8 protein-coding genes are annotated in these 8,226 nt (G+C 67.0%); 6 read left to right on the top strand and 2 right to left on the bottom strand.

The genetic code is table 11. The annotated features are described in order from the left end of the window. Positions 1 to 26 precede the first annotated feature (26 nt). Positions 27 to 464, top strand: coding sequence for a SufE family protein (locus E3N94_RS14315; protein ID WP_134570444.1), 438 nt, complete (start codon positions 27 to 29; stop codon positions 462 to 464). Further along, entirely contained in the window at positions 461 to 1,249 is a 789-nt protein-coding gene (locus E3N94_RS14320) for a dihydrofolate reductase family protein (protein ID WP_134570445.1), read from the top strand. The genes E3N94_RS14315 and E3N94_RS14320 overlap by 4 nt, the downstream gene beginning before the upstream one ends. Here E3N94_RS14320 and E3N94_RS14325 read toward each other — a convergent pair. Further along, entirely contained in the window at positions 1,170 to 2,354 is a 1,185-nt protein-coding gene (locus E3N94_RS14325; protein ID WP_166790114.1) for an alpha/beta fold hydrolase, read from the bottom strand. The two genes, E3N94_RS14320 and E3N94_RS14325, sit on opposite strands and share 80 nt — an antisense overlap. A gap of 111 nt (positions 2,355 to 2,465) precedes the next feature. Here E3N94_RS14325 and E3N94_RS14330 point away from each other — a divergent pair, with 111 nt between their 5' ends. The 4 genes from E3N94_RS14330 (at position 2,466) to E3N94_RS14345 (ending at position 7,694) form a co-directional block, all read left to right on the top strand. Then, positions 2,466 to 3,056: a DUF3000 domain-containing protein gene (locus E3N94_RS14330; RefSeq protein ID WP_104099615.1), complete on the top strand. Its 591-nt coding sequence runs from the start codon at positions 2,466 to 2,468 to the stop codon at positions 3,054 to 3,056. Further along, complete coding sequence (locus E3N94_RS14335) at positions 3,049 to 4,245, top strand: ribonuclease D (RefSeq protein WP_134570447.1); 1,197 nt, start codon at positions 3,049 to 3,051, stop codon at positions 4,243 to 4,245. Before E3N94_RS14330 ends, E3N94_RS14335 begins: the two co-directional genes overlap by 8 nt. A gap of 75 nt (positions 4,246 to 4,320) precedes the next feature. After that, positions 4,321 to 5,526 carry a thiolase family protein gene (locus tag E3N94_RS14340; protein ID WP_104099613.1) on the top strand — a complete coding sequence of 402 codons (1,206 nt, stop codon included), beginning with the start codon at positions 4,321 to 4,323 and terminating at the stop codon, positions 5,524 to 5,526. Continuing rightward, positions 5,523 to 7,694, top strand: coding sequence for a 3-hydroxyacyl-CoA dehydrogenase NAD-binding domain-containing protein (locus E3N94_RS14345; protein ID WP_134415092.1), 2,172 nt, complete (start codon positions 5,523 to 5,525; stop codon positions 7,692 to 7,694). Before E3N94_RS14340 ends, E3N94_RS14345 begins: the two co-directional genes overlap by 4 nt. A 391-nt stretch (positions 7,695 to 8,085) precedes the next feature. On the opposite strand, the gene E3N94_RS14350 is transcribed toward E3N94_RS14345, so the two are convergent. After that, the coding region (locus E3N94_RS14350) for a transposase (protein WP_166790115.1) at positions 8,086 to 8,226 on the bottom strand (141 nt) is incomplete at its 5' end.

Consider the following 8,226-nt stretch of genomic DNA (forward strand, 5'->3'; position numbering starts at 1 on the left):
GCCCGCGCATGGCAGAATGAGTGTCGATGACCGTTACCGAACTTCCCGCCAAACTGGCCGAGATCCGCGATGACTTCCTCGAACTCGAGGAGTCCGACCGGCTGCTGCTGCTGCTTGAGTTCGCCGACGAGCTGCCGGCGCTCCCGCCGCGCTACGCGGAGCACCCGGACCTACTCGAGCGAGTCGTTGAATGCCAGTCTCCCGTCTTCATGTTCGTCGAGGTGGACGGCGAGTCCGCGGTGCACCTCTACGCGACCGCTCCCCGGGAGTCGCCGACGACCCGGGGCTTCGCCTCGATCCTGGCCCAAGGTCTGGATGGGCTCAGCGCCCAGGAGGTGCTCGATGTGCCGGATGACTATCCGAACACGATCGGATTGACGAAAGCGGTGTCTCCCCTGCGCATCCGCGGCATGTCAGCCATGCTCGCCCGCACCAAGCGCCGCCTGCGCGAGGGCGCTGCGTGACCCTGACCCGGGTGTTTCCGGAGCCGGACGCGGGCGGCGATACGGTCGACCTGCCGCGGAGCGTCGACGGGCTCGACCCGGTCAGCCGGGATTGGCTGTTGCGGCGCTACGCCCCGGCGCCGGGCGCGTACCTGCGGGTCAACATGATCACCAGCCTGAACGGCGGCGTGGCCGGGTCCGATGGCACCTCGGATTCCCTCTCGAGCCGCCTCGACCGCCGGATCCTCGGTGTGATCAGGGAACTTGCCGACGTCGTCCTGATCGGCGCCGGCAGTGTCCGTGCGGAGGGGTACGTCGTGCCGGCCCGGGCGGCCCTCGCGGTCGTCACCTCCAGCGGAAACCTGGCCGGTCATCGGCTCGAGCACTTTACGCACCGGGACTCCGCACACCCGGAATCCGCGCATCGGCAGCCGGTGTTCATCCTCTGTCCGCGCTTCGCAGTCGGCCGGGTGGAGGCCGCCACGGTCGGGGCCCGCACGACCGTCGTGCCGCTCGACGATGAGAACGGCGTCCTCACTCCGTCCACGATTCTCGCGGCCCTCTGCGCCCTCGGCCTCCCGCGCATCGTCTGCGAGGGCGGTCCGGTGCTGGCCGGGCGATTCTTCGCGGCCGACCTGGTCGACGAATTCTGCCTGTCCACGAGCCCCCAGGTGGTGCTCGGCGGCCGGGGGTTGCTCGAATCGGCCACGGCCGGATCCACCGGATTCAGGTTGCGGCAACTTCTCCTGGACGACCAGGGAGCGACATACGCTCGGTGGGAGCGATCTCGACCAGCCAGTTCGTGATGGCCTGATTCCAACCCTCGCGGTCGTAGTTCCACAGCTTCGTGTGCCGCGCCACCGCGAAAGGCAGAAAGGTCACAATGTCGGGTCGGCGCCCGGCCAGGGCGCGGGAGCCGGTCGCGGGCACGAATCCGTCGTCGTCGCTGTGCATCAGGAGCACCGGTAGGTCGAGCTCGGCGGCGCGCGTGACGAAATCGAGGCGTCCGAAGTCGATCGGTTGGGTCTGACCGGTGATGATCTTGCCCCAACGCCGTCCCAGGACCTCCAGAGCACTGCTGGCGATGACCGCGGGCAGGCCGAGCAGACCGCCGTGGAAGCGCGCGACATCCGCCCAGTCGATCACGGGCGAGTCGAGCACGATGCCGACGATCCGGTCGCGCAGCGTTGATCGCGTCGCGCTCTGCAGCACGATCGCGCCGCCCATGGACCACCCCATCAACACGATCTCGGTCGCACCGCGGTGCACCGCGAACGCGATCGCCGCATCGACATCCTGCCATTCCGCGTCTCCGAGGGAATACCGGCCGTCGCCGCTCCGCGGTGCCTCCCCGTCGTTGCGGTACGACACAAGCAGGGACGTGAAGCCCGCATCCCGGAAGACCGGCGCCGCTCGCAGCGTCTCCTGCCGCTGCACCCCGCGCCCGTGCACCTGGATCACCCAGCGGCCGTCCGGCTCCTCGGCCGGGATCAGCCAGGCCGGAGCATCACCGACGTCGGTGGAAACGAGCACGTCCTCGAAGGCGAAGCCGAGGTCCCAGGGCCCGAGGTACGAGTAGCCGCCGAGCCGGCCGCGCTCGGCTCGGGCCAGATCCCCGTGATCGACGCGCAGGATGCGCCGCGTCACCTTCGTGGGCGTGAGACGGAGGATCTCGCCCAGGTGGGCGTGTCCTGTATCGCCCGAGAACCAGAAGCTGTAATCGCCCTGCAGTACGGAATCCGCCGTGGACTGCAGCGTAATCGTTCCCGCCACGAGGTCGACGGAGTGGATCCGCACGTCGTCGGAGCGCGTGGTCGAGGGCGTCACAATCCGACGTGCCATCACGGCCGCCAAAACACCGCCCGCGATCCCCAGCAACACCGTTGCCCCGGCGACTGCGATCCCGCTCACCGCCAGAAAACGCCTCGGGTACCGCCCTGAGCCCGCCCGCTCACGCATGACTACCTCCCCTGTCCGGCGTGCCTGTCCGACTCCGCTCGAAAAAAACTCTAGTCTGCACACGTGCCCGAAACACAAGAAACGCCTTCGCCGGAGTTCGCCGCCGCCCGCGCATCCTTCGCACGTGCCCGCATCCGTACGGAGCTTGTGGTCAATGAGATTTCCGCACCCGGAAACCTCGCTCCGCACTCCATCGCCTTCTCGGCCGACGTGACCCCGGTACGTCACGGGAGCGACTCCGATCTCGGGACCGGACGCTTCATCCTGCTGTATGACCCGGCCGAGCCTGAGGAGTGGGGCGGCGCCTTCCGCGTCGTCTGCTTCGCCCAGGCTCCCCTGGAAACCGACATCGGCCTCGACCCGTTCGTCGCGGGGGTCACCTGGTCGTGGCTCGTCGATGCTCTCGACGCCCACGGGGCACGGTATACAGCGGCCTCGGGGACCGCTACTAAGATTATCTCGTCCGGCTTTGGCGAACTTGCCAAGCAGGGCGATGGCGCGCAGATCGAACTGCGGGCCTCGTGGACGCCGCTGGACCACAATCTCGCCGCCCACGTCGAAGGATGGGGCGAGCTGCTCTGCATGCTCGCAGGTCTTCCACCCACTGGCGAAGGAGTCAGCATGTTGTCCACACGCCGAACCGGTCGTGCTTGATCACCACGTGATCGATACGCGGGACGCCTACCTCGCGGCGACCGCAGCCCTCAGCGCGGGCACGGGCCCGATCGGCATCGACGCTGAACGAGCCTCCGGCTTCACCTACTCCCAGCGCGCCTACCTGATCCAGATCTATCGGCGCGACGCTGGCACATTCCTGTTTGACCCGCCCGCGATCGGCAACTTCCACGAGCTCAACCAGGCTCTGCGCGATGAAGAGTGGATTTTCCACGCCGCGAGCCAGGATCTGGCCTGCCTGCGCGAGGTCGGACTTGACCCCCGACACATCTTCGACACTGAACTGGCCGCCCGCCTGCTCGGAATCCCCCGGGTCGGCCTCGGCACGGTGGTAGAAGAGCTGCTCGGCATCCATCTTGCCAAGGAACACTCCGCCGCCAACTGGTCGACCCGCCCACTGCCGGAGGCCTGGCTGGTCTACGGCGCGCTCGACGTGGAACTGCTTCCCGACCTGCGTGACCGTATGGTCGACATGCTCGCCACCGATTCCAAGACCGACATCGCCGCGCAGGAATTCGCCGCCGTGCTGGCGCGTGAGGCGAAGCCCGTCGGCCCCGAACCCTGGCGCCGCCTTTCCGGCGTGCACTCCATCCGGGGACAGCGTGGCCTGGCCGTGGCCCGGGAATTGTGGCTGGCTCGCGACGCTCTGGCACAGGAGCTGGATGTGTCCCCCGGCCGGCTCGTGCCCGATGCGTCGCTGACGGCGGCAGCACGGGCCATGCCGGCGAACCGGCAGGCCCTGGCTGATCTGAGGGAGTTCAGCGGCCGTGCGAGCCGCAGCGAACTCGACCGCTGGTGGCGTGCCATCCAGAAGGGCCTGGCGTCAACCGACCTGCCGTCGCTTCGGGGCAACGGCGACCTGCTCCCGCCCCCGCGCGCCTGGTCCGACCGCAATCCCGAGGCTGACCTGCGCTACAAGGCCGCTCGCGCAGCCCTCACCGAGGTCTCCGAGGAGCTCGCCATCCCGCTGGAGAACCTCGTCACCCCGGACTATGTCCGCCGGGTGGCGTGGACGCCGCCCGTCAACGTCGATCCCGCATCCGTCGGTGAGGCGCTCGCGCACCTGGGTGCGCGCACCTGGCAAATTGAAGTGACCGCACAACGGATCGCCGATGCCTTTGTGGATGTCCACCAATCGATCGAGCTCTCTTCGGAAGCGGATTCGTAGGATCCGTCCAAGGATTCGACCCTCCACGGGAGCCCCTTTAGGATCGACCGACACCTGATCGATGATGGAGGCAAAGTGGCCGATAGAACAGAAGTCGTGTTTGTGGACGGGGTTCGTACCCCGTTCGGACGCGCCGGTGAAAAGGGCATTTACTGGAACACCCGGGCGGATGATCTCGTGGTCAAGGCCATGATCGGACTGCTGGAACGCAACCCGTCGGTCCCTGGGGAACGCATCGACGAGGTGGCGATTGCCGCCACCACCCAGACCGGCGACCAGGGCCTCACGCTCGGTCGCACGGCGGCACTGCTTTCGGGGTTGCCGAAGTCGGTACCCGGATTCGCTATTGACCGGATGTGCGCCGGCGCCATGACCGCCGTGACCACTCTCGGAGCCGGGATCGGATTTGGCGCCTACGACCTGGCCATCGCCGGCGGCGTCGAGCACATGGGACGCCACCCGATGGGTTCGGGCGTCGACCCGAATCCGCGTTTCCTGTCCGAGCGCCTGGTCAGCGAGGACGCCCTCAATATGGGTGCCACGGCCGAGCGCATCCACGACCGGTTCCCGGCGTACACCAAGGAGCGGTCCGACCGGTTCGCCCTGCGCAGCCAACAGAAGGTCGCCGCGGCCTATGCCGCCGAGAAGATACAGCCCGACCTGGTGTCGGTTGCGATCCGCAGCGATTCCGGCTGGGGTCTGGCGACCCGCGACGAGGCTCCCCGCCCCGAAACCACGATGGAGGGCCTCGCGACTCTCAAGACCCCCTTCCGTCCCCACGGACGGGTCACTGCCGGCAACGCTTCCGGGCTCAACGACGGTGCCAGCGCCTGCCTCCTCGCCAGCGGCAAGGCCGCCAAGGACCTCGGTCTCACCGTCAAAATGAAGATGGTCAGCTTCGCCTTCGCCGGCGTTGAGCCGGAGGTCATGGGACTCGGTCCGGTCCCCTCCACCGAGAAGGCCCTGCGCAAGGCCGGCCTCAGCATCACGGACATCGGCCTGTTCGAACTCAATGAGGCTTTCGCCGTGCAGGTCATCTCGTTCCTCGACCACTTCGGCATCGACGACGAGGACCCACGGGTGAACGAGTACGGCGGCGCGATCGCCATCGGACATCCGCTCGCTTCCTCCGGCGTGCGCCTGATGAACCAGCTCGCCCGTCAGTTCAGCGAGCACCCGGAGGTGCGCTACGGCCTCACCGCCATGTGCATCGGTCTCGGCCAGGGCGGCACCGTGATTTGGGAGAACCCGAACTTCAACCGGAAGGCAAGCAAGCGATGAGCAACTACTCCGAACTCGATTTCACCCCGCTGGTCGAGCTGTCGGCCGACGAGGTCGTCACCCACTGCTACGTACACGATGTGCCTCTGTCCGGTGGAAGGACCCTGGCGCTGGTCACGCTTGACAACGGCCGGGACCACACCCGCCCGAACACGCTCGGCCCGAACACCCTGCTCGAGTTCGCCATGGCGATGGACCTTCTCCGGGAACGCGCCGCCCTCGGCGACATCCACGGCGTCGCCGTCACCGGCAAACCGTTCATCCTCGCCGCCGGCGCCGACCTGAGCAAGGTCAGCGAGATCCCATCGCTCGCGACGGGCAAGCTGCTGGCCCAGTTGGGCCACTATGCGCTGGGCAAGCAGGCCGAACTGGGTGTGCCCTCCTTCGTGTTCATCAACGGGCTCGCACTGGGGGGCGGGCTGGAGATCGCCCTCAACGCCGACTACCGCACCGTCGACGCGACCGTGCCCGCGATCGCGCTGCCCGAGGTCTCCCTTGGGCTGATCCCGGGCTGGGGCGGCTCCTACCTGCTGCCCAACCTGATCGGCATCGAGAACGCGCTGAAGGTGATCATCGAGAATCCGCTCAAGCACCGCACGCTCAAAGCGGCGGATGCTCTCGAGCTGGGCATCGCCGACGTGCAGTTCGCCTCGGCCAGGTTCCTTGAACAGTCCATCGAGTGGGCCGATGGCGTGATCGCCGGAAAGACAAAGGTCGCCCGGCCCAATACGCCCGGCAAGGTCGAACGGCTCGTGAAATGGGATGTGGCCGTGGGCGTGGCCCGCAAGATGCTGGAAAACCGCATTGGAACCGTCGCCCGGTCGCCGTACATCGCCCTCAACCTGCTCAAAGCAGCCAAGAGCGGATCTCGCCAGGAAGGGTTCGAGCGGGAAGACGACTCCTTGGCCGAACTCATCGCCGGAGACCAGCTGCAGGCCAGTATTTACGCTTTCAACCTGGTGCAGAAGCGAGCCAAGCGGCCGGCCGGTGCGCCGGACAAGGCCCTCGCCCGCCCGATCAACAAGGTAGGCGTCATCGGCGCCGGCCTGATGGCCAGCCAGTTCGCCCTTCTCTTCGTGCGTCGCCTGCGCGTGCCCGTAGTCATCACAGACCTCGACCAGGCCCGCGTCGAGAAGGGCGTCGCGTACATCCACGGCGAGATCCTCACCCTGGAGACCAAGAACCGTATCTCCCCCGACGAGGCCAACCGGCTCCGCGCTCTGGTCACGGGAACGACAGACAAGGCACAGTTCGCCGACGCCGACTGGGTGATCGAGGCCGTCTTCGAGGAACTCGGCGTGAAGCAGGATGTCTTCGCCGAAATCGAGAAGCACATCTCTCCCGACGCCATCCTCGCCACCAACACCTCGTCCCTCTCGGTCGAACAGATCGGTGCGAAGCTGGCCCACCCCGAGCGCCTGGTCGGTTTCCACTTCTTCAACCCGGTGGCGATCATGCCGCTGATCGAGGTCGTGAACACCCCGCGGACCAACGACGCCACTCTCTCCACGGCGATGGTCGTGGCAGCCAAACTGCGAAAGAACGCGGTCATCACCCGGGACACCTCCGGGTTCGTCGTGAACCGCCTCCTGGCGAAGCTCTTGGGTGAGGCCATGCACGCCGTCGACACCGGAACCCCGTTCGAGGTCGTCGATGGGTCACTGGCTCCGTTCGGGATGCCGATGACCCCGTTCGAGCTGCTCGAGCTGGTCGGCCTCAAGGTCGGCGCACACGTTCTGGACACCCACCATGCCGCATTCCCGGACCGGTTTTTCGAGAGCGCGAACCTGCATAAGCTGGCCGAGCACGGAACCATTCTGGAGCGCGACGCCAAGGGCAGGATCAAGGGCTTCGACAAGGGCGCCGTCAAGATCGTCGCAGGCGGGCAGACCCCGATGACAGCCGAGCAGATCCTACGCCGGATCGAGGACGGCCTCGCCGATGAAATCAAGCGAATGCTGGACGACGGCGTCGTGCACGCCGCGGAGGACATCGACCTGTGCATGATCCTCGGGGCCAACTGGCCGTTCCAGATGGGCGGGATCACGCCCTACCTCGACCGCGTCGGCGCGAGCGAACGGGTCTTCCAGGGCACGTTCCACACCCCACCGATCCGCGGCGTCGCTGCCGCGGCCCTGCCCGCCACCCGCACGAGCGTAGGCGACTGACCGCAGGCGACTGACTGCACCCACTCCGCCGACCCGTAACCTCGGCTCCTTTCTCTTCACGGAAGGGGAGCCGAGGTCGTGGCTCGGCGCAGTGGTCGGCGGTATTTTTCTGCGGCCGGCGGGGCCGGAAGGGTGAGGCCCGCCAAGTGTGGGCGTTGGGGGTCGCACGGGCCGGGGTTTCCGAACCGGCCGTTTCCCTTGCCGATGTAGACGATCAGGGGACCTCGATGTGGGCAGAACGTGCATTCCACGCCCTATCCGAGTCCGGGCCCGGCCCGGCCAGCAACTCTGCCCTGAACGAATTCGACGGAGATTCTGCCGGATTTGGCCCACAAACCCCCGAGAAAGCGGTTTTCCCCCAGAATCTCGGCTCTCCTGCTGCTTCCGTGGGTTAAACCCGGCCGGGGAGCACTGGTTTGTGGCCGCCGAGGCTGAGCATGGCCAGGGCGATGAGGGCGTCGGGTGATTTGAAGCCGAAGGCGATTCGGGTGAGTAGTCGGATCTTGGTGTTCATGGATTCGATGCGGCCGTT

The organism is Cryobacterium sp. Sr3, assembly GCF_004402835.1.
In the GTDB taxonomy this organism is placed as follows: domain Bacteria; phylum Actinomycetota; class Actinomycetes; order Actinomycetales; family Microbacteriaceae; genus Cryobacterium; species Cryobacterium sandaracinum.

Coding starts and splice junctions, on each gene's coding strand:
- E3N94_RS14315 (WP_134570444.1), top strand. CDS start 27: ATGACCGTTACCGAACTTCCCGCCAAACTGGCCGAGATCCGCGATGAC.
- E3N94_RS14345 (WP_134415092.1), top strand. CDS start 5,523: ATGAGCAACTACTCCGAACTCGATTTCACCCCGCTGGTCGAGCTGTCG.